Annotated in this window: 25 protein-coding genes; 12 read left to right on the top strand and 13 right to left on the bottom strand. The window is 55.7% G+C overall.

From position 1 onward, the window contains the following. Window positions 1–85 precede the first annotated feature (85 nt). Both WKI41_RS16740 and htpX read right to left on the bottom strand, forming a co-directional pair. A complete protein-coding gene (locus WKI41_RS16740; RefSeq protein ID WP_425341060.1) occupies window positions 86–1471 on the bottom strand; it encodes an RsmB/NOP family class I SAM-dependent RNA methyltransferase in 1386 nt (461 codons plus the stop codon). Continuing rightward, complete coding sequence (gene htpX / locus WKI41_RS16735) at window positions 1468–2427, bottom strand: zinc metalloprotease HtpX (RefSeq protein ID WP_340194611.1); 960 nt, start codon at window positions 2425–2427, stop codon at window positions 1468–1470. The genes WKI41_RS16740 and htpX overlap by 4 nt, the downstream gene beginning before the upstream one ends. 117 nt (window positions 2428–2544) lie before the next feature. Here htpX and WKI41_RS16730 point away from each other — a divergent pair, with 117 nt between their 5' ends. Beyond that, on the top strand, window positions 2545–2745 hold the full coding sequence (locus tag WKI41_RS16730) for a DUF1674 domain-containing protein (protein WP_340194610.1): 201 nt from the start codon (window positions 2545–2547) through the stop codon (window positions 2743–2745). Window positions 2746–3106: 361 nt separating this feature from the next. Here WKI41_RS16730 and WKI41_RS16725 read toward each other — a convergent pair whose 3' ends face one another. From WKI41_RS16725 to hemE, 8 genes are all read right to left on the bottom strand, one after another. Continuing rightward, the gene (locus tag WKI41_RS16725) at window positions 3107–3988 is read right to left on the bottom strand and encodes a ParB/RepB/Spo0J family partition protein (RefSeq protein WP_340194609.1); all 882 of its coding nucleotides are present in this window, start codon (window positions 3986–3988) and stop codon (window positions 3107–3109) included. A 38-nt stretch (window positions 3989–4026) separates the two neighbouring features. Then, window positions 4027–4821 (bottom strand): ParA family protein, encoded by a 795-nt coding sequence (locus tag WKI41_RS16720; protein ID WP_340194832.1) that lies wholly within the window; start codon window positions 4819–4821, stop codon window positions 4027–4029. Between the two features lie 20 nt (window positions 4822–4841). Continuing rightward, complete coding sequence (rsmG, locus tag WKI41_RS16715; RefSeq protein WP_340194608.1) at window positions 4842–5459, bottom strand: 16S rRNA (guanine(527)-N(7))-methyltransferase RsmG; 618 nt, start codon at window positions 5457–5459, stop codon at window positions 4842–4844. Window positions 5460–5470: 11 nt separating this feature from the next. Next, complete coding sequence (mnmG, locus tag WKI41_RS16710; protein WP_340194607.1) at window positions 5471–7348, bottom strand: tRNA uridine-5-carboxymethylaminomethyl(34) synthesis enzyme MnmG; 1878 nt, start codon at window positions 7346–7348, stop codon at window positions 5471–5473. 50 nt (window positions 7349–7398) lie between these two features. Next, window positions 7399–8724 carry a tRNA uridine-5-carboxymethylaminomethyl(34) synthesis GTPase MnmE gene (gene mnmE / locus WKI41_RS16705; RefSeq protein WP_340194606.1) on the bottom strand — a complete coding sequence of 442 codons (1326 nt, stop codon included), beginning with the start codon at window positions 8722–8724 and terminating at the stop codon, window positions 7399–7401. A gap of 83 nt (window positions 8725–8807) precedes the next feature. Next, window positions 8808–10073, bottom strand: coding sequence for a transcription termination factor Rho (rho, locus tag WKI41_RS16700; RefSeq protein WP_296016142.1), 1266 nt, complete (start codon window positions 10071–10073; stop codon window positions 8808–8810). A gap of 184 nt (window positions 10074–10257) precedes the next feature. Next, complete coding sequence (hemJ, locus tag WKI41_RS16695; protein ID WP_340194605.1) at window positions 10258–10803, bottom strand: protoporphyrinogen oxidase HemJ; 546 nt, start codon at window positions 10801–10803, stop codon at window positions 10258–10260. Further along, window positions 10800–11834: a uroporphyrinogen decarboxylase gene (hemE, locus tag WKI41_RS16690; protein WP_340194604.1), complete on the bottom strand. Its 1035-nt coding sequence runs from the start codon at window positions 11832–11834 to the stop codon at window positions 10800–10802. The genes hemJ and hemE overlap by 4 nt, the downstream gene beginning before the upstream one ends. Window positions 11835–12242: 408 nt before the next feature. On the opposite strand from hemE, the gene WKI41_RS16685 reads away from it, so the two are divergent. The 5 genes from WKI41_RS16685 (at window position 12243) to dnaQ (ending at window position 15995) form a co-directional block, all read left to right on the top strand. Next, window positions 12243–13085, top strand: a complete 843-nt coding sequence (locus WKI41_RS16685; protein WP_340194603.1) for a pyruvate, phosphate dikinase/phosphoenolpyruvate synthase regulator — start codon at window positions 12243–12245, stop codon at window positions 13083–13085. Window positions 13086–13191: 106 nt separating this feature from the next. Then, complete coding sequence (locus tag WKI41_RS16680; RefSeq protein ID WP_340194602.1) at window positions 13192–13791, top strand: Maf-like protein; 600 nt, start codon at window positions 13192–13194, stop codon at window positions 13789–13791. After that, window positions 13784–14644, top strand: coding sequence for a shikimate dehydrogenase (locus WKI41_RS16675; RefSeq protein WP_340194601.1), 861 nt, complete (start codon window positions 13784–13786; stop codon window positions 14642–14644). Before WKI41_RS16680 ends, WKI41_RS16675 begins: the two co-directional genes overlap by 8 nt. Continuing rightward, entirely contained in the window at window positions 14641–15234 is a 594-nt protein-coding gene (gene coaE, locus WKI41_RS16670; protein WP_340194600.1) for a dephospho-CoA kinase, read from the top strand. The genes WKI41_RS16675 and coaE overlap by 4 nt, the downstream gene beginning before the upstream one ends. 56 nt (window positions 15235–15290) lie before the next feature. After that, window positions 15291–15995: a DNA polymerase III subunit epsilon gene (gene dnaQ, locus WKI41_RS16665; RefSeq protein WP_340194599.1), complete on the top strand. Its 705-nt coding sequence runs from the start codon at window positions 15291–15293 to the stop codon at window positions 15993–15995. A gap of 86 nt (window positions 15996–16081) precedes the next feature. Here dnaQ and secB read toward each other — a convergent pair whose 3' ends face one another. Together secB and WKI41_RS16655 are read right to left on the bottom strand one after the other, a co-directional pair. After that, window positions 16082–16564: a protein-export chaperone SecB gene (gene secB / locus WKI41_RS16660; protein ID WP_062424798.1), complete on the bottom strand. Its 483-nt coding sequence runs from the start codon at window positions 16562–16564 to the stop codon at window positions 16082–16084. 84 nt (window positions 16565–16648) lie between these two features. Beyond that, complete coding sequence (locus WKI41_RS16655) at window positions 16649–17158, bottom strand: FxsA family protein (RefSeq protein ID WP_340194598.1); 510 nt, start codon at window positions 17156–17158, stop codon at window positions 16649–16651. A gap of 139 nt (window positions 17159–17297) precedes the next feature. Here WKI41_RS16655 and WKI41_RS16650 point away from each other — a divergent pair, with 139 nt between their 5' ends. The 5 genes from WKI41_RS16650 to gyrB all read left to right on the top strand — a co-directional run bounded on the left by WKI41_RS16650 (window position 17298) and on the right by gyrB (window position 22638). Beyond that, window positions 17298–17990 (top strand): Tim44/TimA family putative adaptor protein, encoded by a 693-nt coding sequence (locus tag WKI41_RS16650; RefSeq protein WP_340194597.1) that lies wholly within the window; start codon window positions 17298–17300, stop codon window positions 17988–17990. Beyond that, a complete protein-coding gene (gene mltA / locus WKI41_RS16645; protein WP_340194596.1) occupies window positions 17987–19102 on the top strand; it encodes a murein transglycosylase A in 1116 nt (371 codons plus the stop codon). The genes WKI41_RS16650 and mltA overlap by 4 nt, the downstream gene beginning before the upstream one ends. Further along, window positions 19102–19680, top strand: coding sequence for a Smr/MutS family protein (locus WKI41_RS16640; RefSeq protein ID WP_340194595.1), 579 nt, complete (start codon window positions 19102–19104; stop codon window positions 19678–19680). The genes mltA and WKI41_RS16640 overlap by 1 nt, the downstream gene beginning before the upstream one ends. After that, window positions 19677–20042: a helix-turn-helix domain-containing protein gene (locus WKI41_RS16635; RefSeq protein WP_340194594.1), complete on the top strand. Its 366-nt coding sequence runs from the start codon at window positions 19677–19679 to the stop codon at window positions 20040–20042. Before WKI41_RS16640 ends, WKI41_RS16635 begins: the two co-directional genes overlap by 4 nt. 160 nt (window positions 20043–20202) lie before the next feature. After that, the gene (gene gyrB / locus WKI41_RS16630; protein ID WP_340194593.1) at window positions 20203–22638 is read left to right on the top strand and encodes a DNA topoisomerase (ATP-hydrolyzing) subunit B; all 2436 of its coding nucleotides are present in this window, start codon (window positions 20203–20205) and stop codon (window positions 22636–22638) included. A gap of 155 nt (window positions 22639–22793) precedes the next feature. Here the strand turns inward: gyrB and WKI41_RS16625 are convergent, their stop codons facing one another. Beyond that, window positions 22794–23393 carry a nitroreductase family protein gene (locus WKI41_RS16625; protein ID WP_340194592.1) on the bottom strand — a complete coding sequence of 200 codons (600 nt, stop codon included), beginning with the start codon at window positions 23391–23393 and terminating at the stop codon, window positions 22794–22796. Between the two features lie 131 nt (window positions 23394–23524). On the opposite strand from WKI41_RS16625, the gene WKI41_RS16620 reads away from it, so the two are divergent. Continuing rightward, on the top strand, window positions 23525–24367 hold the full coding sequence (locus WKI41_RS16620; protein ID WP_340194591.1) for a fumarylacetoacetate hydrolase family protein: 843 nt from the start codon (window positions 23525–23527) through the stop codon (window positions 24365–24367). Window positions 24368–24394: the final 27 nt, after the last annotated feature.

Below are 24394 nucleotides of genomic sequence, written 5' to 3'. Positions count from 1 at the left end.
GAAGCAGCGCGCGCAGATCTCACGCCTATTCCTTGATCAGGAAGCCTCATAAAGCATCAGGACATGTGTTGATGGTGTGGGTTCCTCACCCCACGTCACGCTTGCGTAGAACCGTGGCGTAAAAACCGTCGACGCCACCGAACATGTCCGGCGTCGTACGGAGATCGCCATCGGGATTGATGGCAATTTCCAAGCCAGGCAAATCTTTTGCCTCCACCGGCACGCGTTCAAGATTGCTGTTCGATTCCAAGACTTGGGCAACCATCTCCTCTCCCTCGGAAGGATCGAGAGAGCAGTTCGAGAACACGATCATGCCGCCGGCTTTGACCAGTGTGACGGCTTGACGAAGCATCTGCTCCTGAAGGCTCGCCAACTTGGCAATATCCTTCTCGTCCTTCGTCCAGCTGACATCGGGGTGTTTGCGCATCGTGCCCGTCGATGAGCAAGGTGCATCGAGGAGGACGGCGTCGAACAGCTCTTCTGGTTGATACTTCAGCATATTGGCTTCAACCGTTTCGGCTTCGAATCCAAGACGCTCAAGATTGGAGCGAAGCCGCTTCAGACGGTTGCCCGACTGATCGAGCGCCGTCACCTTTGCGCCAGCAAGGATCAATTGGGCCGTCTTGCCGCCAGGGGCGGCACAGAGATCGCCAACACGCTTGCCCTTCAAATCTCCCATAAGGCGCACGGGCATGCTCGCCGAAAAGTCCTGAACCCACCATTCCCCTTCAGCGAAACCGGGAAGCGCTGAAACCTGTCCCTCGAAAGAACCCAGACGCACGCTGCCATTGGGCAGCACGGTGCCATTCAGTTCCTTGGCCCAATGGTCAGGATCGGACTTTACTGTCACATCGATCGAAGAGGGAAGAAGCTGTGAGGCGGCAATGCGCGAGGCTGCGTCCTCACCATAGGATTTCACCAACCTGTTGTAGAACCAGTCTGGAAGAACCGGCACGGCATCGATCTCTGCCATAACCGCGTCCTTCTCACGCCCGAGACGGCGCAAGACGGCATTGACCAGCTTAACGAAACGCTTGTTGCGCGGATCGCGATGTGCTTGCTCCACCGCAAGGTCGACTGCGGAGTGATCAGGGACATCAAGGTAGAGCATCTGGGCAACTGCGACGACCAGAACATGGTGCAGAGACCGCGCGCCCTGAGGCAGCGGTCCATCCAACATCATGGAAATGGCAGCTTCGATCCTCGGCAGGTGGCGAAGTGCACTATTGACGATGGCTCGCACCAATGCACGGTCGGCAAGATTGAGAGAGCGATACGTGGGATTGCCGTGCTCGGCATCCATCATCCCATCAAGCGATGTCTTCTTGTCGATGACCGCCGAAATGATCTTGGCCGCCGCCATGCGAGCAGACAGACCCGGTTTCCATTCTCCGCCTGGCCCACCAGCGTCCGAAGACGTTGGCTTTCTATTTTTGAACTTGGGCCGGGCAGGGGCGTTGGATGATGTCAAGACCAAGGACCTTTGTGTGGATTGTCGGTGCCGCGGCCAGGACCGGTGGTGGGCACGGAGCGTGATTTGCGCACGGCATTACCACTTGTCGGTTGATACGTCGATGCCCGGCTGAACTCCTGCGACATGGCGTTCAGCGCCGCAACACGATTTTCTGTATTCGGATGGGTGGAAAACAAGTTGTCCATCCGCTCGCCGGACAGGGGATTGATGATGAACATATGCGCCGTGGCCGGGTTTCGCTCGGCATCATTGTTGTGGATATGCTGGGCAGCTCCAGCGATCTTCTGCAGCGCCGAGGCCAGCCACAGCGGATTACCGCAGATTTCGGCCCCGCGACGGTCTGCGGAGTATTCTCGCGTGCGGCTGATCGCCATCTGGACAAGCATGGCGGCGAGAGGGGCTACGATCATCGCGACCAATACGCCGATAAAGCCGAGCGGATTGTTGTTCTCGCGGTTACCGCCGAAGAAGAAGGCAAAGTTGCCGAGCATCGAGATGGCACCGGCAAGCGTGGCGGTGATCGTCATCGTCAACGTGTCACGGTTCTGAATATGCGCCAGTTCATGCGCCATCACGCCTGCAACTTCCTGCGGCGTCAGCATCTCCATCAGACCAGTTGAAGCGGCCACAGCAGCATTCTCCGGATTGCGGCCAGTGGCGAAGGCATTTGGTTGCGGGCTGTCATAGACATAAACCTTCGGCATCGGCAGGCCGGCATTCTGCGAAAGGTCACGGATCATGTGAAAGAACTCAGGTGCATTGCGCTGGTCAACCTCCTGAGCGCGATAGGCCGCCAGCACCATCTTGTCGGAGTTCCAGTAGGAGAACAGGTTCATGCCGGCGGCAATCACCAGCGCGATCATCATGCCGCCTTTACCGCCGATCAGAAATCCGACGCCCATGAACAGGGCCGTCATGAAGGCCAACAGCATGGCCGTACGCATCAGGTTCATCCAGCATCTCCGTCATAAGCGATGAAAAGACCCGCAAAGGCTTATCAAAGCGGGCAGTTTTCTATAATCTGGTTACCTGAAAATGCTTTTCAATATGCCGTGACGAGGGTGAAGCCCATGCAGAACGCCGATAACGACAATGCGAACAAGGACGGCAAAGCCCTGTCGCCCGCTGCCCAACGCGCGCTGAACGAAGCAGAAGAACGACGCCGTGCCGCACAGAAGCTTGAGCTTCCACCGGAAACCGGTGGACGTGGCGGCGCTGAGCCTGTGCGCTTCGGAGATTATGAGATCAACGGTCGCGCAATCGATTTTTAAGAAAATCCATTCGGCCGACCGACGTCTCGGCATACATCGTTCATTACTTTGAGTAACGTAGCGTTCGTTTATCGATAACAGTGTGGGTGGTCGCTACTGCGACCCTTAACAATGCTGACAGGACCATGCTTTCCATGCGCCCATGCGGCAAAGCAGTGCCATTGGACGTATAGAGCTTTGAGGGTCTTTTCCTCAGGCAGAGGCGTTCATCAACCGCGTATCATCTTGGTGGCTGCCGCAAGCTCCAACTCGAAGCCCGTTACCGACCGGCCATGAGACCGGTACGCGGGGGCAAGCGCTTTTCCTTAACGGGCATGATTATTATATTGTATTTCAACAACTTAGGAAATTATCGACAACCTCAGCCGCGCTGTTCCAATAGACGGCAGACTCCTTCGAGTTGCTCGAGCGTCTTGTAGTTGATCCGGACTTGCCCGCCATTGCCTTTGTGGCTGATCGATACGTCAAGACCGAGGGCGTCCGACAGCGTGCGTTCAAGCGCAACCGTATCTGAATCCTTCTCAGGCTTGCGCGCTTGCATCGGGTCAAGCTGGGAGCGGATATCGTTCTGCGCCAAGCGCTCCGCATCGCGAACCGAAAGTCCCTTCGATACGATGGTCTTTGCCAGCGTGGTGGGATCGGAGGTGGAGACGAGGGCACGTGCATGACCGGCCGACAGAGAACCTTCCGAAAGCATGTCACGCACGGGGTCTGGCAGTTTTAGCAAACGAAGGCTGTTGGCAACGTGACTGCGGCTCTTGCCGATAATCTCTCCGAGATCGTTCTGCGTGTAACCGTGCTCGGCAATCAGCTGTTCGTATCCGAGAGCTTCTTCAAGCGGATTGAGATCCGAACGCTGAACGTTTTCGACAATTGCCAGTTCCAGCGCTGTGCGATCATCGACATCGCGAACGATGACAGGAACCTCTGTAAAGCCAGCAAGCTGGGCAGCACGCCAACGACGCTCGCCTGCGATTATTTCAAACCGGTTCTGTTCAACCGTTCGCACGACGACAGGCTGCACGATGCCATGCTGACGAATGGAAGCGGCAAGATCTTGCAGCTCATTTTCGTCGAAGTAACGACGCGGGTTACGGGGGCTACGAGCGATGAACTCGATCGGCACCATGCGGTCGGGGCTAATCGCACGCTGTGGCTCACCGACGGGCAAAGGCTGATCCATCTCGCCAATCAGGGCAGCAAGACCGCGACCGAGGCGGCGCTTGGAGAGATCGTCACTCATACTATACTCCATACCAATTCATTTGGGTCAGCTGCGCTTCAGGCAGCCTTGCGCAGCCGTTCTCTCTGAATCACTTCGGACGCCAGCTGCAGATAGGCCTGGCTACCCGCACACTTCAGATCATACAGAATGGCAGGCTTACCATAGGACGGCGCCTCTGAAACGCGCACATTTCGAGGGATGAGCGTATGGTAAACCTTGTCGCCGAGATGCGTACGCACATCATTGACGACCTGCTGCGCCAGGTTGTTGCGGGCATCGAACATTGTCAGGACAATTCCCTGAATATCCAACGCAGGATTAACAGTGCCGCGAATTTGGTTGACGGTATCAAGCAGCTGGCTCAGGCCTTCAAGCGCGAAGAACTCGCACTGCAGCGGCACAAGAACCGAGTGCGCCGTCGCCATAGCGTTCATCGTCAGGAGATTGAATGAGGGCGGGCAATCCAACAGAATATACGAATAGGCCATTGCCTCCGGGCTTCGCAAAGCGTTCCGAAGCAGGAAAACGCGATTTGGCGCATTCGCGACCTCCATCTCGAAGCCTAGGAGATCCATGGTCGATGGAATGATGTCCAGATTCGGCACCGCAGTCGGCACTGCGACTTCTGAGACGGTATTGGCGCCCACCAGCAAATCATAAGAAGAGAGCTTTCGCTCGCGACGATCAATCCCTAGACCTGTGCTTGCATTGCCCTGCGGATCAAGGTCCACAACCAGGACGCGTTCGCCAATAGCAGCAAGCGCGGTGGCGAGATTGATAGCGGTCGTGGTCTTGCCCACGCCACCCTTCTGGTTCGCTATCGTAATAATCCGGTTCTTATCAGACATGATGCCGCACCTGGCTTGATGATTCAGCGCTTCGTCGACAGGTTATGGATCTCGAGAACAACCGAGTCTTCATCGACCGCACTTCGATGTTTTATCAGATCGAAGGACCAACGACCACGGGCATTTGTGACCTCTGTATCATAATCCCGGCCTTTATTAAGAAAGGCCTTGAGGTCTTCGTTCTTCTGAGCCCAAGGATAGATGTAGGAAAGCAGGAGATCAAGATCCGCCAGAGCCCTGGCGGACACGGCATCGCATCTGCCAATGACATCCGGAGCCGCCTCAATACGAAGAGGATGAACAGTCCCGCGTGCGCCGGTTTTCGCCAGAGCGACACGCAAAAATGCAGCCTTCTTATGGTTGCTTTCAACCAGATGCACCCAGCCGTCCTGGTGTTCTGCAAGAAAAATGGCAGTGATAACGCCAGGGAAACCGCCGCCACTTCCTAGATCAGCCCAAACTAATGGCTTGGGAGCAAGCTGAAAGATTTGTGCACTATCGGCTACGTGACGCGACCACAGGTCCTTAAGTGTCGAAGGCGCAACGAGATTGGTCGTTGCATTCCACTTCTTGAAGAGCTCAACAAAGTGCTCCAGGCGTTCTTGTGTTTCACGTGAAACACTCTGGCCGTTAATCGTCATATTGGGACTCGTTAAGGCTGTATTCGGATCTTCTCCGCTCGCGTATAAGTCCCTTTTTTGACCAGCGCAAGAATAAGAGAGATCGCAGCTGGTGTCATTCCGTCAACTCTGCCCGCTTGAGCGAGGTTTAGGGGTTTCGCCAAGAGCAGCTTTTGTTTCAATTCGTTTGAGAGTCCGGACAGGCTCGCGAAGTCGAAGTCCGCCGGGATCTGAAGATCTTCGTCACGCTTGACATCAATGATATCGGCATTCTGGCGCTGCATATAAACAGCATAGCTGGCCTCAATCTCAAGCACTTCTGCAACTTTCGTTGCAAGATGATTCAGCTCAGGCCAAATCGGTTTCAATGTCTCAAGCGTAATGTCCGGGTAGGCAAGCAACTCATATGCGCTTCGTCGTTGACCATCTTGGTTGAGCTTCAACCCTTGTTTCGCAGCCTGTGTTGGAGTGATAACAAGGTCATTCAGGAGCTGCCGGCCCTGACCCAACGCACCAGTGTACTCAACGAATTTCTTAGTACGCTCTGTCCTGACGAGACCGATCTCCAGACCCATCGGCGTCAGTCGGAGGTCAGCATTATCGACCCTGAGTGAGAGTCGATATTCCGCCCGAGATGTGAACATCCGGTATGGTTCGGTGACGCCTTTTGAGGTCAAGTCATCGATCATGACACCGATGTAAGAATCGGTTCTGCTAAAGATATGGGCGTCTGTATCCGCCGCCAACCGGGCAGCGTTTAGACCAGCCACCAAGCCTTGAGCGGCCGCCTCTTCGTAACCAGTTGTCCCATTAATCTGCCCCGCAAGAAACAGACCGGGAATCTTGCGACATTCAAGCGAAGGCTTTAGCTCTCGGGGATCGACATAGTCATACTCGATCGCGTAACCATGTTGAAGAATGGTGACCCGTTCCAGCCCTGGGATGGAGTGAATGAATGCCTCTTGCACATGGGCTGGAAGGGAGGTCGAAATTCCGTTTGGGTAGACAGTGTGATCGTCAAGACCTTCCGGCTCCAGAAAGATCTGGTGCCCATCCCGTTCGCCGAAGCGAACGATCTTGTCCTCGATGGAGGGGCAATAACGCGGGCCGACACCCTCAATCTGGCCCGAATACATCGCGGACAGATGGATGTTGTCCTGGATGATTTTATGGCTCTCCGGCGTCGTTCGCGTGACGCCACAATCAATTTGGGGATTAGTGATCTTGTCGGTCATGAAGGAGAACGGAATAGGATCCTCATCCGGACCTTGTTTGTCCAGTCCGACCCAGTCGATGGTGCGACCGTCCAGGCGCGCAGGGGTGCCGGTCTTCAGTCGACCAAGCGAAAGACCAGCGCGGGAAAGAGTCTCAGACAAGCCGATCGATGGATCCTCACCAACACGGCCAGCAGGAATCTTATCGGATCCGATATGAATTAGACCACGCAAAAATGTGCCAGTCGTTAATACCACAGCTCGACATGGAATACGTCGTCCGTCCGCAAGAACGACCGCTTTGATTTCATCATTCTGGGTGTCGATATCAAAGGCATCGCCTTCAACAATATCCAGGCCCTGTATACCAGATATCTCTCTTTGCATGGCCTCGCGGTAAAGCCGCCGATCAGCCTGCGTTCGCGGCCCGCGAACTGCGGGTCCTTTTTTGCGATTGAGCATCCGGAACTGAATGCCACCCGTATCGGCGACGCGGCCCATGAGTCCATCGAGAGCATCTATTTCTCTAACGAGATGGCCTTTGCCAAGGCCGCCAATCGCAGGATTGCAGGACATTACACCAATGGTATCACGCTGGTGGGTCAACAACGCTGTCCGCGCACCGTAACGCGCTGACGCGGCCGCTGCTTCGCTGCCTGCATGCCCACCACCGATCACGACAACATCATAGACCATCGAGTATCCATTAAGTGTTCGGGTGCGGTACACCCTGTGTTTCACGTGAATCATTTACCGATGCAAAATTCGGAAAATATGACGCCAAGCAAATCTTCGACGTCAACCCTGCCTGTGATGCGCCCGAGTGAGGTCGCTGCCAACCGAAGGTACTCCGAACGGATCGCAAGTTCCATGCTTTCGGATTTGAGCGCTTCCCTAACATAGTTCAGCGTCTCTTCAAGCCGTTTTTTATGCCGAAGCCGTGCCGGCATCAAACTCGTACCTGATCCCACGTGTTGCTCGATGGCGCACTTGATTGCCGATTTCAGGGCTTTAAGACCGGTCCCAGCCTGGGCTGAGACCAATAGATCGGCTCCGCCGGACCGTTCTAGAATACCAAGGTCTGTCTTGGTTCTGACAAAGAGAGTACGAGCGTCGGGGCCAGTGACAAATTGTTGCGTATCCGAATCGATATCGGTGAGATAAAGAACCAGATCGGCGCCCTCTGCTGTGCGCTCTGCTCGTTTGATGCCCTCTCTTTCCACGATATCGTTTGTTTCGCGCAGGCCAGCAGTATCGAAAAGCGTCACGAGATACCCGTCAATATCTAGATCAACACTCAATACATCACGCGTCGTTCCCGCCACGTCCGTGACGATTGCGACATCCCGACCACTTAAAGCGTTCATCAGGCTGGATTTTCCGACATTCGGAGCGCCGAGCAGCGCTACCTTAAAACCGTCCCGAATAATTTCTGAGCCCTGGCCGTCTGCCAAGTGACGACGGAGGTCTCTTTCAAGCTGCTCCACCGTCTCCCACACCTGTGCTGCAACCGAACCCGGGACATCATCCTCGTCAGCGAAATCGAGTTCTGCTTCGATCAGCGCGCGGCAACGTGTTAATTGGTTTGCCCACCCATCGTAAAGTTCTGAAAGGTGACCGCTACTTTGCTCTACCGCTAGACGGCGTTGCATCTCCGTTTCTGCCTGAAGAAGATCGGCAAGGCCCTCGACCTCCACCAGATCCATCTTCCCATTGTCAAAGGCTCTTCGCGAGAATTCCCCAGCCTCTGCTGGGCGTAAACCGGGTATGGCATCCAGCAGGCTGGACACCGCAGACACGACTGCCCGGCTTCCATGAACATGGAGCTCAACGCAATCCTCGCCAGTGAACGATTGCGGTGAGGGAAATCGGACGATCAGAGCCTGGTCGATCATCTCGCCATTTCGGTCACGAATCGTCTTTAAGCTCGTCTGACGCGGGGCGGGTAGTTCATCGCCGACCAATGAACGCAACGCCTCGATGGCCTTCGAGCCGCTAATCCTGATGATAGCCACGCCAGAAGGAAGCGATCCACTGGAAAGTGCGTAAATCGTGTCGGTCGACTGAGACATGCCAAAGCTCTTCTAAAGAAAATGGCCGCGCTTCTAGTTAAGAAGCGCAGCCGATTGTCTGCCAGAGAATCCGGCTAATAGGTTTATGTGTTCATCGAGTCGAAGAAATCGCCGTTGTTCTTCGTCTGCTTGAGCTTATCGATAAGGAACTCGATCGCGTCGGTCGTTCCCATTGGAGCCAGAATTCGGCGAAGCACGAAGATCTTCTGCAAGTCCTGACGTGGCACAAGCAAGTCTTCCTTACGGGTACCAGACTTGAGAATGTCCATGGCGGGGAAGATGCGCTTATCGGCAACCTTGCGATCAAGCACGATTTCCGAGTTACCCGTTCCCTTGAACTCTTCGAAGATGACTTCGTCCATCCGGCTGCCGGTATCGATCAGCGCTGTAGCGATGATGGTCAGCGAACCACCTTCTTCGATGTTACGGGCCGCACCGAAGAAGCGCTTCGGGCGCTGCAAAGCGTTGGCATCCACACCACCGGTCAAAACCTTGCCAGAGGACGGTACCACGGTGTTGTAGGCGCGGCCAAGGCGAGTGATCGAGTCAAGGAGAATGACGACGTCGCGACCGTGCTCCACCAGACGCTTGGCCTTCTCGATGACCATTTCCGCGACCTGGACGTGACGGACCGCTGGCTCATCGAAGGTAGAAGACACGACTTCGCCCTTCACCGAGCGCTGCATATCCGTGACTTCTTCCGGGCGCTCATCGATGAGAAGCACGATGAGGTAGCATTCCGGATGATTGGCTGTGATCGAATGGGCGATGTTTTGCAACAGCACCGTCTTACCGGTTCTCGGTGGTGCAACGATCAGACCGCGCTGACCCTTGCCGAGAGGGGCGACCAGATCGATGACGCGCGAGGAGAGGTCCTTGGACGTTGGAACATCAAGTTCCATCTTGAAACGCTCATTCGGATAGAGCGGCGTCAGATTGTCGAAGTGAACCTTGTGACGGATCTTTTCAGGATCGTCGAAATTGATCGTGTTGACCTTGAGCAGGGCAAAATAGCGCTCACCTTCCTTCGGTCCGCGGATTGGCCCTTCAACCGTGTCGCCTGTCTTCAGCGAGAAGCGGCGGATCTGGGAGGGCGAGATATAGATATCGTCCGGGCCGGGTAGGTAGTTGGCATTGGCAGAACGCAAGAAACCGAAGCCATCCTGAAGAACTTCAACGACGCCTTCGCCGATGATCTCTACGTCCTGGCTCGCCAGCATCTTGAGAATAGCGAACATGAGCTCCTGCTTGCGCATGGTGCTCGCATTTTCGACTTCCAGGGATTCGGCAAACGTCAGCAAATCGGTCGGGGATTTGCTTTTGAGTTCCTGTAGCTTCATTTCAGCCATGAAGAGAAAGACCGTCTTTAAATATATGTGGGGGAGCGGCGTGTTCGCGAATCAGCTTCTGAGGTGCAACCGCAGCCGTCTGAATAATTCACATGCCAGGAGATGGGTGGGCTGAAAATAGCGTTTCAGACCCGCCGCTGCAAGAGCAAAGCAACAATTCCGGGAAAATTATCGTGATCGTCAGTTATCCGAACGGTTTCACAACCACCAGTATGACTATTACTATCATCAGCACCGTAGGCACCTCATTCATCAACCGCCAGTGACGGGCAGTGCGTCGGTTCTTGTCCTGTGCAAAGGCTTTTGCGCTACGGCTGAAATAGACATGCGTGGCTGTCAGCACGATCACCAGTGTGATCTTGGCATGAAGCCACCCGCCGCTGAAGCCGTAAACGGACCAGGCGAGGTATAGTCCTAAAACCCAGCTGATCATCATCGCCGGGTTCATAATCAGCCGTATCAATCGCTGCTCCATCACCTTGAAGGTATCCGACTGAACGGAGCCAACCGGTGCGTCCGTGTGGTAGATGAACAACCGCGGCAGATAGAGCAGACCCGCCATCCAGGAGATAACCGCGATGATATGCAGCGCTTTGATCCAGAGATAGGCGTCGGAAGAATCCACATGCAGGACGAATGCGATGAAGCCGATGAAAACGGCGAGCGCGACACCTGCCCGAAAATAGGTTTTACGGCCCGCTGTGGCAGATGTCTGCGTATCTTCGCTCATCGTCCAGCCCCTTGAGACCGAACTCGCGCTACAAGCCTCGTGACGTTCTCAGGATCGGCCTGTGGCGTGATGCCGTGGCCAAGATTGAAGATCAGAGGACCATCACCAAGCGCCTGCAGGATGGCATCGATACCGTCCTCCAACGGTTTACCACCGGCAATCATCAGCATCGGGTCAAGATTGCCTTGGACAGGACCTTCCTTCTGCAGCTCACGTGCAAAGGAGAGGGGCACGCTCCAGTCAAGGCCGATCGCGTCAGCACCGGTCTTTTGGCGATAATCTTTCAGCAGGATGCCGGCTCCCTTGGCGAAAGCGATGATACGGGCAGCCGGGCGACGCGCACGCACGGACTGGATGATGCGGGCGACGGGCTTCACCGCATAGTTTTCGAACTCCTTCTCACCGAGAACGCCCGCCCAAGAATCGAAGATCTGAACGGCGTCCGCCCCAGCGTCGAGTTGCGCCACCAGATAATCCGCCGAGACCTCAGCGAGGAATGACAGAAGCTTCTCCATCGCCTCTGGATGCTGGTAGCCGAAAAGGCGCGCAGGCGCCTGGTCTGGTGTGCCGTGGCCGGCAATCATGTAGGTGGCTACTGTCCAGGGCGCACCGCAGAAACCGAGCAACGTTGTTTGTTGCGGCAGTTCAGCACGAAGCTTGCCGACCGTTCGAAAGACAGGAGCGAGATGGGCGATGACATTGGACGGGTCAAGCGCATCGATTTCCGACGCACCGATCGGATCCATCTGCGGTCCCTTGCCCTCGGAGAAAGTGACGTTGCGTTTTAAAGCATCCGGGATGACAAGAATGTCTGAAAACAGAATTGCAGCATCCAGACCAAAACGACGGATCGGCTGCAAAGTGACTTCGGTTGCCAGACCTGGATTGTAACAGAGATCGAGAAAACTTCCCGCGACCTTGCGCGTTTCTCTGTACTCCGGGAGGTATCGACCAGCCTGTCTCATAAGCCAAATCGGAGGAGGGCTCAACGTCTCGCCGTTCAAAACCCTCATGACGCTGCGGTCGATCATCTCGCTCAACTTCCCAAATAAAAAAACAAAGAGATTTAAAAGATTTTCTATTTCTTAGAGTCGGTGAGTAGCAAGGATTAAAAACATTCAAGCTGATATGCCGCAGGCGACCGCGCATGCTTTCCGGAGTGAACGACGATTGATATGATTTCGAAAGCGCAGGTGGAAATCCGATTTAAACTAGTATCTTCAGGGGCTTGAGCTATCGCTCAGAACGGCACATCCTGTGGATAAGACACGAACAACCAAAGTGCCGTTTTCTCTTCTCCCAGCAATTCACAGCAGCCCTTCAGCTTGCTACACCAAACCGCCAAGTGTGGATAAGTCGCCCGTTTTCCGCCGGGCTCCTCGACCCGTCGCCGCCTTCCCGGATCTGTCCAGCCTTATCAACAGGGAGTAGAAAACAGCGTGGAGAACAAAAAAAACTTCTTCCATCTGCACCTGATATCGGACTCAACCGGCGAGACTCTGATGTCGGCGGGGCGCGCGGTCTCGGCACAGTTTCATGCCTCCATGCCAATCGAGCATGTCTATCCGATGATCCGCAATCAAAAGCAGTTGCAGACGGTGGTGGAGGAGATTGATCGCCAGCCGGGCATCGTGCTCTACACGATCGTTGATCAGCAGCTTTCATCCTTCCTGGAAATTCAATGCCATGCACTCGGCGTCCCCTGCGTCAACGTGCTTGAGCCAATCATCGGTATCTTCCAAACTTATCTCGGCGCGACGTCGCGGCGCAGGGTAGGGGCGCAGCATGCATTAAACGCAGATTACTTTGCGCGCATTGAAGCGTTGAACTTCGCCATGGACCATGATGATGGTCAGATGCCGGAACATTATGACGAAGCCGATATTGTCATCATCGGTATCAGTCGAACGTCAAAAACGCCGACGAGCATCTATCTCGCGAACCGAGGGATCAAGACAGCCAACATCCCGGTCGTTCCGAACGTCCCTTTGCCGGACAACATCTACAAGGCGACGAAACCTCTCGTTGTCGGACTGGTCGCGACATCCGATCGCATATCGCAAATTCGCGAGAACCGCGAACTCGGAGCGACGGGCGCGTTCGACAGGGGGCAATATATCGATCGGGCGACGATCATGGAGGAGTTGAAATATGCACGCGCGCTTTGTGCCCGCAACAACTGGCCATTGATAGACGTCACACGGCGCTCGATCGAGGAGACGGCTGCAGCGATCCTTGCTTTGCGTCAACGGACGCGATCGAGCGCTCATTCTTCGGATTGACCGCGACGCTCTTCCCTTTCAATTTCTGCACCATGCTTGTCCAAAAGCGATTCCGATTTTCTGTTCGATGCTGTAATCCGATTCCTGATATTCACTGGAGACGGCCATGACATCCGAATTGATCCTCGCCTCTGCCAGCGCCTCGCGCCAAATGCTGATGCGTAATGCTGGTCTCAGATTTTCCAGCATTCCTGCAGCGATCGATGAGCGCGCAATCGACGCGAGACTGGAAGCGGCAGGGGCAACGCCTGAAACGATCGCGCTGGAGTTGGCGAAAGCCAAAGCAGTCGCCGTCAGCCGTCTGTACCCGGATGATTATGTCATAGGCTCTGACCAGACGATGTCTCTCGGGAACAGGATCTACCACAAGGCCAAAGATATGGCTGAGGCGCATGCCAATCTTCTTTCTCTATCGGGAAAGACGCACAGACTAAATTGTGGGATCGCGATTGCAAAAAATGGCGAGATTGTATGGGAGGCTGTCAGTCTTGCGCAGATGACAATGCGCGACCTCTCTCCTGGTTACATTTCACGCTATCTGGAAAGAGCAGGATCACAAGTGCTTTCCAGTGTTGGCGCGTACCAGTTGGAGGGTGAGGGAATCCAGCTATTCACCTCGATAGACGGCGATTACTTTACGATACTGGGCCTGCCGCTGCTACCTCTACTGATACAAATGCGGGAGCTTGGACTGATCGATGGCTGATTCACGTGAAACATTAACCAAGAAAGCCTTTGTAACCGGCTTCCCGATCAAGCACTCGCGTTCGCCGATAATCCATAATTTCTGGCTGAGACAGTTCTATATCAACGGGCTGTACGAGGCGGTGGAAAAATCCACGGAGGATTTTCCAGCATTTTTTCAATCATTGAAGCAAGGTGACGCGCTTTATGTCGGTGGTAACGTCACGATTCCTCACAAGGAATCCGCCTACCGATTAGCCGATCGCCCAGACGATCTCGCCGCTGAATTGGGTGCGGCCAATACGATCTGGGTCGAAAACGGTCTCATCCACGCCACCAATACCGATGGTTTTGGCTTCGTCTCCAATCTTGATGAAAAACACAAAGGTTGGGACAAGACGGATCGAGCTGTTGTTCTAGGCGCGGGCGGAGCAAGCCGCGCTGTGATCCAGGCACTTCGTAACCGAGGTGTTGCTGAGATTCATGTCGTAAACCGGACGGTTGAACGGGCGGCAGAGCTTGCCGACCGGTTTGGCCCGACTGTCTACGCCCATTCTATGGAGGCGCTGGCGGAAGTCTCAACCGGTGCCGGTCTCTTCGTCAACACCACCTCACTTGGAATGGACGGCGCAGAAGCACCCTTCATCGACTTCTCGCCTTTAGCCGACAACGCCGTCGTCACCGATATTGTCTACGTGCCGGTGAAGACACCGATCCTCGGTATGGCCGAGCAACAGGGCTTCGCGACAGCCGATGGTCTTGGCATGCTGCTCCACCAAGCACGTCCAGGTTTTGAGAAGTGGTTTGGCAGAAAGCCGGAGGTTACAAAAGACCTCCGCTCGCTGATCATAGCCGATATGGAACAGCACGCATGATCGTCATCGGCCTAACCGGTTCCATCGGTAAGGGAAAGAGCACAACCGCGAAACTCTTTGCGGAAGAGGGTGTGCCGCTCTGCGATTCCGATGCGGTTGTCCATGACCTCTATCGTGGCGAAGCGGTGGCGCCGATCGCTGCTGTCTTTCCGGATGCAGTGATCGGCAGCGTCGTTGACCGTGATCGCCTCAGTAAAATCCTGCGAGAGAATCCGGCTCAGTTTCCTGTTTTGGAGCAGATCGTTCATCCGCTGGTGCGCGCCAAACAAGATGCTTTTGTCGATGATCAAAGGCGAAACGGCGCTAGATTTGCGCTTCTCGATATCCCCTTACTTTTCGAAACGGGAGCTGAAAGCCGTGTCGATGTCGTGGTGGTCGTCAGTTGCGCGGCTGACATTCAGCGGCAACGGGTTCTGTCACGGCCCGGGATGACGGAAGAAAAATTCGCGATGATCATCGCTAGGCAGATGCCGGATGTGGAAAAGCGCTCGAGAGCCGATTTCGTGATCGATACCGGACGTGGTATCGAGGACGCACGAGCCCAGGTTCGAGACGTCCTCGAAACGCTCACACAGCGGCAAAGCGCTTAACGCCGAAGATGTTTCGACGCTGGGTGCATAGACATCAGATCAGAGGGTAGCATTCGATGCGCGAAATCATTTTCGATACGGAAACCACCGGGCTGGAATCCAAGTTCGACCGCATCATCGAAATCGGTGGCATCGAGCTGATGAATCACTTCCCGACAGGAAGAAGCATTCACATCTACATCAATCCTGAAGACCGCAAGGTACATCCGGATGCGCTTGCCGTGCACGGCATTACTGATGAATTCTTACAGGACAAGCCAAAATTTGCAGAGGTCGTGGACGAAATCCGATCGTTCTTTGATGGAGCGCGATGGGTGGCCCACAACGCCACTTTCGACATGGGCTTCATCAATGCGGAATTTGCTCGCCTCGGGATCGAGCCCGTATCTCCGGAATGGGTGACCGACACGTTGGCGCTGGCGCGCCGCAAGCATCCGATGGGCCCGAATTCTCTCGATGCTCTCTGCCGCCGCTATGGCGTCGACAATTCTCGCCGCGACAAGCACGGCGCGCTCCTCGACTCCGAGCTTCTGGCGGAAGTTTATATCGAGATGATCGGCGGCCGTCAGACGGCTCTCGGCTTCGGCTCGGCCTCGAAAGCGCAGATCTCGTCGCAGATGGACGATCAACCTGTAGCGCCCCTGCAGCGCGAACGGCCATTGCCCTCGCGGCTGGATGTTCAGGCCTTGGCCGCGCATGAAAAGCTGGTTCAGTCCATGGGTGAAAAGGCAATCTGGAACAAGTATCGGCAGTCGTCCTGATCTCGCACTTTGGCGTTTTTTGATAAGGCAACAAAAAACCCGGGTCTGTTAAACCCGGGTTTTGAACGTGGTCGTCTACGATCCGATCAGTTCGGAACGGCCTGTACCTGAGAGCGAGCCTGTTCTTCGGCAACGCGCTGGGTAAACATCTGGGCAAAATCGATCGGGTCGATCATCAGCGGCGGGAAGCCGCCGTTGCGTGTTACATCAGCGATGATCTGACGCGCGAAGGGGAAGAGCAGGCGTGGGCACTCGATGAAGAGAACCGGCAGCATGTGTTCCTGCGGGAAGCCGGTGATGCGGAAGACGCCGCCATAGGTCAGTTCGGCAACGAAGAGAACCTTGTCGCCATCCTTGGCTTCTGCATTTAGTGTCAGCACCACATCGAAGTCGGAACCGGAGATCGGGTTCGCATTGACGTTGACGTTGATGTTGATCGCGGGCGCGCCATCACGAGCCTGAAGCGAACGCGGTGCACCCGGATTTTCGAACGAAAGATCCTTCGTGTACTGGGTCAGAATATTGAGAGACGGCGCTGCGCCGTTCTGTGCACCATTTTCAGTGGTCATGATATGCCTCGCAAAGTGAATGCCTTGAAAGCCGTCTATCATCTGGGCCGGAGGCTTACAACCCTCAGGACCCCGCTTGCTAGCTTAGGGTCTCGGTAGATCGCGGTCGTTACGATCAGCCGACCACGGTGAATTGTTAGGGCCCTCGCGGTGAAAATCCTCCTCGTCAAGATCGACGACCTTGGATGATGCGGGACCGCGCGGATTGCCGCGAAAGCCGCTGCGGGCAAAATCCGTGACGATGATGTTTGGTCGGAACACTTTCCAGAAAAACCCACGAACCGCGGGGACCAGCAGCAACAGCCCGATGATGTCGGTGATGAAACCTGGAACGAACAGCAGGATGCCGGCGATCACGCGCATGCCACCCCGCACTAGAGCCTCGGCTGGCTGCTCACCCGTGCGTCCGGCATTTTGCAAATTACGCACCATGCCAAGACCGCCATTTCGCAAAATGATAAGGCCCAGCATCGAGGTCAGGATAATCAGTGCAAGGGTTGGCCAAAGGCCGATTGCCTTTCCGACCACGATGAAGCCGGCAATTTCCAGAATCGGCATCAGAAGGACGATGACCGGCAACAGTGAGAAACGCATATTTCAAGCCTTGCGTGTTTTATCGTGACAGAAAACCCAACTGCGGGAACCGCCGATTGAATCTGCATATTTGAAGATTAAGCGGATGCAGACTATATGATGGTTCAACATTGGATTTAAATGGTGGTTTTTGTAAAAGATGGGCTCAAGCGACTTCATTACCTTGTTTTTCCTTGTGGCAGCGGTGCTGATCTTTCTCCAACTGCGCAGTGTGCTCGGCCGCCGCACAGGCAATGAGAAGCCGCCTTTCGATCCTTTCAGCGCTCGTGAAGCTGCCAAAGCGCCCGTTGACGATAACAAGGTCGTTACCTTGCCGAAGCGCGGTGAGACGGATGAAAATCGCTTCGCTGCGGTGGACGCAATTGCCGCTCCAGGCACCGCGCTGAGCGACTCCCTGCGCCAGCTTGTGGAGACCGACCCGTCGTTCCAGCCGAAGGAATTTTTGAACGGTGCGCGTATGGCGTACGAGATGATCGTCATGGCTTTTGCCGATGGCGACCGGAACACCTTGAAGAACCTTCTGTCCAAGGAAGTCTACGACGGTTTCGATGCTGCCATCACAGAGCGCGAAAAGCGTGGTGAAGTGGTCAAGTCCACCTTTGTTGGCATCGAGAAGATCGACATCACCCAGGCGGCAGTGCGCGGCTCCGAAGAGCAGATCACGCTTCGCATCATCAGCCAGCTGATATCCGCTACCTATGACAAGGATGGGAAACTGGTGGATGGCGACGCTGAGAATGTGTCTGAGGTCGATGACATCTGGACCTTCTCTCGCGATATCCGTTCGCGCGATCCGAATTGGAAGCTGATCGCAACCGAATCCGAAGCATGAGTACGGGCGAAGATTTTCACCTGACAAAGGTGTCATTCGATGAGCTTGAGGGCTGGGGGCAAGACGACCCCTCAGCCCTTTTTGCCGCCATGAGTGATATTCTGACCCATCTTGAAAAGGGCAAACCCTATCGTACCGCAAGCCTCGGACTGACGGCTGCCGATCTGACGGTGCTGCTGGAAAAGGCAAAAAGTGCAAGAATCACAGGACCCGATGAAGCGCGCGCCTTTTTCGAGGACAACTGCGTTCCTTTCGGCATCAATCTGCGGGAGAACAAGCGCGGTTTCGTCACAGCCTTCTATGAGCCGGAACTAGAGGTCTCGGCAATACGTGATGAGGTTTGGAAATATCCGATCTACAATAGACCGGACGACCTGATCGATCTCGACGATAGCAATCGCCCATCTCACATCGATCCTTATTACGCCTTTGCGCGGAGTAAGGACGGGATGATCTCCGAATATCCCGATCGCCGAGCAATCGATAAGGGCTATCTCCAGGGCAGGGGCCTCGAAATCGCCTACGCTAAATCCAAGGTCGATCTGTTCTTCGTTCATGTCCAGGGCGCGGCAAGGCTGCGCTTCACCGATGGATCGCTGAAACGCGTCACCTATTCGGCAAAGGCGGGTCATCGCTTCTCTCCCGTCGGTCGCCTGTTGCTGGATCGTGGCGAACTCGACCCGGCGACCATCTCGATGCAGACCATTCGCCAATGGCTCGCCGATCATCCCGACCAGGTGGATGAAGTCCTTTGGCACAACCGATCCTACATTTTCTTCCGCGAGGCCGTAGTTGACGGGCTCGATCTCGGGCCTATAGCTGCAGCCAAAATTCCATTGGTGGCGGGAAGGTCTCTTGCAGTGGATCGTCTTATCCACACGTTTGGCTTTCCCTTTTTCATCCAGTCGGAGAGCCTCACCCATCTCGATGGAGGAAAGCCCTTTGCCCGTTTGATGCTGGCGCTCGACACCGGTTCGGCCATCGTCGGCCCAGCTCGCGGCGATATCTTCACCGGCTCCGGCGATGAAGCAGGTGAACTTGCAGGCACGGTGCGCAACTCCGCAGATTTTACTATACTCATCCCGAAAGAGGCTGCGGAAAGGTATCTCTGATGAAGGGCGGGCGCAAACTCGGCAAGGAGGAGCGTGTTCTCTGGGGAAAGGTCGCCCGGACGGCGCGACCCATTTCCGGCCGCATGGAAGAGCTGCTGACCTTCGATGATGTGGAAGCGGAACCGGTTGCTCAGCCTCCGGCATTAGTTGCCAAGCCTATTCCGCCATTCCCGCAAATGGTCGTCGAGCCGGTGTTGCCGGAGCATCCTACACAGGGTGTGAAGAGGGATCGGGTCCATCACCCGCTGGAAAAGCCCGTCAAGCGCAAGCTCACCCGGGGACGTCTCGCGCTGGAAGCGCGGATTGATCTCCATGGCATGTTCCAAAGCGAGGCCCATGCTGTGCTGCTCGACTTTCTGGTGCGCGCTCACGAGCGTGGCCTGCGCCACGTCCTTGTGATCACCGGCAAGGGTCGGTCGATGGGAAGTGACGGTGCGTTGAAGCGGGCGGTGCCGATGTGGTTCTCCAAGCCGGAATACCGTCACCTCATCTCATCCTATGAAGATGCGTCCATGAACCATGGCGGAGACGGCGCGCTTTACGTGCGGCTTTCCCGCAGACGCGGAGACAAGACGTGACACCTTTTGCCGAAGCGGTGCGACGGCTGCGGGAACAGAAAGGTGTGACGCAGAAGGAAATGGCGCTCGCAATCGGTGTTTCGCCTGCTTATCTCTCCGCTCTGGAACACGGGAAACGAGGGACGCCGAGCTTTGACCTGTTGCAGCGCATTGCCGGCTACTTCAACATCATTTGGGACGATGCAGAAGAATTGTTTCGTTTGGCCGGCACATCCCACCCGCGTATCATCATCGATACGGTCGGTCTTCCGCCGGAATATACGGCGCTAGCCAACACTCTTGCGCGTGATATTCGCAAGCTGCCTCCGACTGTGATAGACGAATTGTCGGCCGTGCTGCAAAAAGGCCGTTCTTATGATTGAAAGTCGCGCTATCCCCTGTTTTATCGAGGGTTTGAGGGGCGCAGACTTTGGATATCAGGGCGGAATTCCTATAGTCGGTCAACCGGATTGAAAGTGATTCGCTGCGATTGCGCGCCCGAAAAGTGGTACGCTCTGGCGGCGCCCATTGGAAAGAATGCTTATGACTGAAACACCGTCGAGCGAAACCAGCGTGAATACGGAATATGGAGCCGATTCGATCAAGGTTCTCAAGGGCCTTGATGCTGTGCGCAAACGCCCCGGCATGTATATCGGGGATACGGACGACGGATCCGGCCTGCATCACATGGTCTACGAAGTGGTGGACAATGCCATCGACGAGGCGCTGGCCGGTCATGCCGACCTTGTGACCGTCACGCTGAATGCCGACGGCTCCGTAACTGTCACGGATAACGGCCGTGGTATTCCGACCGACATCCACACCGGCGAAGGTGTCTCGGCTGCCGAAGTCATCATGACGCAGCTCCATGCCGGCGGTAAGTTCGACCAGAACTCCTACAAGGTCTCCGGCGGTCTGCATGGTGTCGGCGTGTCGGTGGTCAACGCCCTGTCGGTCTGGCTGAAACTTCGCATCCGCCGCAACGGTAAGGTTCACGAAATCGGTTTCAGCCATGGCGTTGCGGACAAGCCGCTTGAAGTCATCGGCGAATACGAAGGCCGCTCGGGAACGGAAGTCACATTCCTGGCGAGCCCAGACACCTTCACCATGACTGAGTACAACTACGCCACGCTCGAGCACCGCCTACGCGAACTCGCCTTCCTCAATTCTGGCGTTCGCATTCTTCTCACCGACAAGCGCCACTCCGACATCAAGCAGGAAGAGATGGTCTATGATGGCGGTCTCGAAGCCTTCGTTCGCTATCTCGACCGCGCCAAGAAGCCCCTGGTGGATAAGCCGGTGGCCATTCGTGGTGAAAAGGATGGCATTACAGTCGAAGTGGCCATGTGGTGGAACGACAGCTACCACGAAAACGTGCTCTGCTTCACCAACAACATTCCCCAGCGCGATGGCGGCACGCATATGGCGGGCTTTCGTGGCGCGCTGACGCGTCAGGTCACATCCTATGCGGATAGCTCAGGGATCACCAAGAAGGAAAAGGTCTCGCTGCAGGGCGAAGATTGCCGCGAAGGCCTGACTGCCGTTCTCTCGGTCAAGGTGCCTGATCCGAAATTCTCCTCGCAGACCAAGGACAAGCTTGTTTCGTCCGAAGTGCGCCCGGTCGTCGAAAACCTCGTCAACGAAGCTCTCAGCACCTGGTTCGAAGAGCACCCGACGGAAGCAAAGATTCTCGTCGGTAAGGTGGTGGAAGCCGCCGTTGCGCGCGAGGCCGCGCGCAAGGCCCGCGAATTGACCCGCCGCAAAGGCGCGCTCGATATCGCGTCGCTGCCGGGCAAGCTTGCAGATTGCTCCGAGCGCGATCCGGCAAAATCCGAACTCTTCCTCGTTGAGGGTGACTCCGCTGGTGGTTCGGCCAAGCAGGGACGCTCGCGTGAAACGCAGGCCATCCTGCCGCTGCGCGGTAAAATTCTTAATGTCGAACGCGCCCGCTTCGACAAGATGCTGTCCAGCCAGGAAATCGGTACACTAATTACTGCGCTCGGCACGTCGATCGGCAAGGACGAATTCAACGCCGATAAGCTGCGCTACCACAAGATCATCATCATGACCGATGCTGATGTGGATGGCGCCCATATTCGTACACTGCTCCTGACATTCTTCTTCCGTCAGATGCCGGAACTGATCGAGCGCGGTCATCTCTACATCGCCCAGCCGCCGCTTTATAAGGTGACGCGTAGCAAGTCCGTCCAATATTTGAAGGACGAAAAAGCACTGGAAGATTACCTGATTTCGATGGGCATCGAAGAAGCATCGCTGACGCTGGGCTCCGGCGAAGTGCGCGTTGGACAGGATCTGCGTGAAGTGATCGCCGACGCCGTTCGCATGCGCTCGCTGATTGACGGTCTGCATTCGCGCTACAATCGCTCTGTCGTGGAGCAGGCAGCGATTGCTGGTGCTCTGAACCCGGAACTATCCGCCGACGCCAGCCAGGCGGAAGCCACGGTTGCCGAAGTCTCCCGTCGTCTGGACATGATTGCTGAAGAGACGGAGCGCGGCTGGTCCGGCGAGGTTCTGGCCGATGGCGGCCTTCGCTTCCAGCGTATGGTCCGTGGCGTCAAGGAAGTGTCCACCATCGATATGGGCCTGCTTGGTTCAGCCGACGCTCGCCACATCGACCAGCTCGCCGCACGCAGCCGTGAGGTGTACGCGACTGTTCCTGTCCTGCAGAGGAAGGATGGAAGCCTGCAGATTGCCGGGCCTCGTGCGCTTCTCGAGGCTATCTTCGCTGCAGGCCGCAAGGGCCTGTCCATGCAGCGATACAAGGGTCTTGGCGAAATGAACGCCGAGCAGCTGTGGGAAACGACGCTCGATGCCAACGTCCGTTCGCTGCTACAGGTCAAGGTCAATGATGCGACCGATGCCGATGGTCTCTTCGCCCGCCTGATGGGTGATGAAGTGGAACCACGCCGCGACTTCATTCAGGAAAATGCGCTGAGCGTCGCGAACCTCGATATTTGATTTTTGCTGTGAATCATGCTGGCGCACGATTCACGTGAAACAGTTTGTTAAGAAACCCGGCTTTGATGCCGGGTTTTTTGTTGGTGATAAGGAGTTTGCCGCCCGTGAGACACACGCGCGGAGCTCAAGACTCCGGCTAAACGGAAGTCTCTGAGTTAGTCCGCCTTGCCCGTAAACGTGCCTTCGAAGGCGATGTCCGACAGCGGCAGCCTTTTGCTCGGCACTTCGCGTTCTGCAAGGTCGTCGGGAAGTGTGCTCTTAGGCGCGATCTCGCCGATCGCAACCACGGCTTCCACGGCGTAACCCGCCGGCACATTTAGCTGCTCGATGATCTTATCCTTGAAGATTCCCGCCATACCATGAGCGTGGTAGCCGAGTTTATGCGCCTGCATGGCGAGAGCAAACCACGCCGCGCCTGCATCGAAGGAATGTGTCGTCGCCGGCTTCTTTTCACCATCGCGGAGATTGTAAGTGCGTGACAGAATGACGATCAGGGCAGAGGCATTCTTCGCCCAGCGTTGGTTGCCTTCCATTAGAAGGCTGACAAATCCATCCCAATCAGGCGATCCATTCAACCCATAGACGAAGCGCCAGGGCTGCAAGTTGGAAGCCGAAGGCGCCCATCTCGCTGCATCGAGAATGGTCAGCACATCGTCCTTTGGCATGGGCTTGCCGTCATAGGCGCGCGGTGACCAGCGATCAAGAAAAAGAGGATCTACGGGATAATCCGTGTCACGAGAATTGCTGGTCGTCATGATCTGTCCTTATCAAGAGGAGAAGAAGTCGGAGCGATCGTATTTTTTCGGCCTCTTCATGGTCAAGGGGTGACAAGTATAAATAGTTCGTTCATATATGCATAATCTTGTCTGACAACTGGGAGAGATCCATGAAACTGATGCGCGTCGGTCAGCCCGGCCACGAAAAGCCCGCCATTCTCGATGCGGAAGGAAAAGTCCGCGATCTCTCAGGCCACGTCAAAGACATTGGCGGGGAAGCGATTTCACCCGAAGGTCTGAAGAAGATCGCAGCGCTTGATCTTTCGACGCTTCCGGTTCTGACCGACGATCGGATCGGCGCTTGCGTTGCCGGTACCGGCAAGTTCATTTGCATCGGTCTGAACTTCTCCGACCACGCTGCGGAAACCGGCGCAGCTGTTCCCTCCGAGCCTGTCATCTTCATGAAGGCCACCTCTGCGATTGTCGGCCCGAACGATAATGTCGTCATTCCGCGCGGTTCCGAAAAGACCGACTGGGAAGTCGAACTTGGCGTCGTCATCGGCAAAACCGCGAAATATGTGTCGGAAGCTGATGCCCTCGATTACGTCGCTGGCTATTGCGTCTCGCATGACGTCTCCGAGCGCGCCTTCCAGACGGAACGTCAGGGCCAGTGGACCAAGGGCAAGTCCTGTGACACTTTCGGCCCTATCGGCCCTTGGCTCGTCACCAAGGACGAGATCGCTGATCCACAGAATCTCGGCATGTGGTTGAAGGTCAATGGCGAAACCATGCAGAATGGCTCCAGCAAGACCATGGTTTATGGCGTCGCCAATGTCGTGTCCTATCTCAGCCAGTTCATGTCGCTTCATCCAGGCGATGTGATCTCCACCGGAACGCCCCCAGGTGTGGGTCTCGGCATGAAGCCACAGCGCTTCCTCAAGGCCGGTGATGTTGTCGAGCTCGGCATTGAGGGTCTTGGCTCTCAGAAGCAGACCTTCGTCGCCGACAACTAAGATTGAACACGTTCATCCCTGGCCTCA

Origin of the sequence: Agrobacterium larrymoorei, assembly GCF_037722385.1 — a bacterium.
GTDB lineage: Bacteria > Pseudomonadota > Alphaproteobacteria > Rhizobiales > Rhizobiaceae > Agrobacterium > Agrobacterium larrymoorei_C.
This window is presented reverse-complemented; position numbering and strand designations above follow the sequence as displayed.